The following is a 1,986-nucleotide window of genomic DNA, read 5'->3' as shown; positions in this document are numbered from 1 at the left end:
GAGACTGTTCAAAAACCATCACCATTCTACGCTGCTTTACCAGAGCACTTGGAGAATAAGTGGTCTAAGTGCTTCCATTTTACATTTTCTTGACAGATTTGGGAGATGTTCAGATTGGCAATCAGCGATTGCTCATGCATGATTGGTTTGCCTTTATCGATCAATTCTGTTAACCAGAGCGAAAGAGCAAGATTCAGAACGGTTTGTTCGGATTTAAGACCATATCTTCCGGACAGCACTTTCGTGATTTTGCGGTTAAACCGTTCGGAGACGTTGGAAGTTAGTCCCTTGCAAAGTAGTTTCCAGTGCTTGAGGATATTGCAATCGATGTATTCGGCAGCGGGCTTGGGGGCGAGAGACCTCAACTCTCTTATGCCCTTCTTTCGTCCGCTGACCGAATTTCTTTTGAACACCTTCACGACTTTGGCTTTTAACATGATTTTCTCTTCAAAGGCTATCTTGCTGTTGGATATTTTCTTGAACAAGTTCCTGATCTTGTGAAACTTGCAAAGCTGATGTGGAACATTGGGGAATGCCGCTTTTCTTCCGGCTGCCAGAGCTTGGCTTCCATCGCTGACAATCAATGTGGGCGGTTTCTTGTAGATCAGGTGGAATGCTCTGAAACAAGCTTCGTAAGATTCTTTCCTGGTGTTTCTGAATAGATTCAGGTATAGTGGTATTCCCGTTATGAAGTCCACTATCGTGATGATGTAGTAGGGAATGCCTTCTAACCTGAGAAACTTCTCATCAATGCTGATCTTGCCGCTCCATTTGCCAATGGAATTCAAGATGATGCTCTGTAAGTCCCCAATTTCATGCCATAAATTTGAAACGGTTGCCTTACTTGTGTTTAACAGCATTGCTATGGTACTTTGATTCATACCTTTGCCAATGAGATAGTGCACCATAAGACAAAGATTCTGGCGCTGCATATTTAGTGGAAACCTGGCTGTGCTTGCTTGCTTGGGTTGGGTCCCAATAGTTTTGGTGTGCTCCAGAAGCTGATCGCAGATCACAGGAACATTATGCTGATCGGCTAATATCCGCAAAAGACTAACGACATCTCCATTGCTTGTTTTTTCCCAAAATAGTGTCCGGGCTTGCTTTGCTACGGCGGCTCCATCTATCTGACCCACATACTTGCAGAAAGTGGGATAAGACATTTTAATCGTGTGCTGAGCGGTGAATATCTGATACATTAAATTCAAAGGTAACAGCAGGTTCTGGAGAACAAACTTCTGAATCAGGTCAATATACTTTAGCAATTCGACCTTCCTGCTCAGATACTCCAGAATATTGCAGTTATGAGCTTGAAATTCACGCCAAAAGTTATTGATGTTTCTCCGATCAGGATAGCCAAGTAAAATCGCTATCTGGTGGAAGGTTAGGACACTCTTTCCATCGATTCCCACTAAAAGACGCAATAAGACTACCAATAACTTGCGGTTTACGCCGATGTTCGGCATGGTAAATACCACGGGGGAGTTTATTGTCACCCGAAACTGATTTTCATCGCAATCCACACTAACATGGTTCTGGACATGTACACTTTTCTTCATTTTTGGCTTCCTTCATTCAGGTAAATTTGGGCGCCACAATAGTTAGAAGGCAAAAGTTGTAAATGATTTTCTATCATTTGTTTAAATATACATATTGTCCATAAACAGCCCTATGGTCGCGGCTATAAGCATAAGGCTTTTCCCCACGAAAAATGATTGATATTTACTGAAGTGTTTTCTGCGTAGACGATCTGTCAATTCAAGGCAACCCCTGCCTAAGGATGCCTTTCGCCCACTTTTCTTGATTTCCGAAACGCTAATTTCTTGAAATTTAAGGGAATTTACTTGAACAGTCTCCCCTTGTCAGAATGATGGATCAAGCCCTCGGATGGGTTGCCATTGCTATATGCCATTTTCATAGCTTGAAGTGTGTGGATTGCCTCCATGCTGGCTGAAACGTTGTATCCCAGTATCTTACGGCTCCGAT

1 protein-coding gene is annotated in these 1,986 nt (G+C 42.7%); it reads right to left on the bottom strand.

Going from position 1 to position 1,986, the window contains the following annotated elements:
* Nucleotides 1-26 precede the first annotated feature (26 nt).
* On the bottom strand, nt 27-1,559 hold the full coding sequence (locus tag Q8M98_02755; GenBank protein MDP3113673.1) for a transposase: 1,533 nt from the start codon (nt 1,557-1,559) through the stop codon (nt 27-29).
* Nucleotides 1,560-1,986: the final 427 nt, after the last annotated feature.

The sequence above is a fragment of the Candidatus Cloacimonadaceae bacterium genome (genome assembly GCA_030693415.1).
Taxonomy (GTDB): Bacteria; Cloacimonadota; Cloacimonadia; order Cloacimonadales; family Cloacimonadaceae; genus JAUYAR01.
Note: the sequence above shows the minus strand (reverse complement) of the source record. Positions and strands in the feature narration are given on the sequence as shown.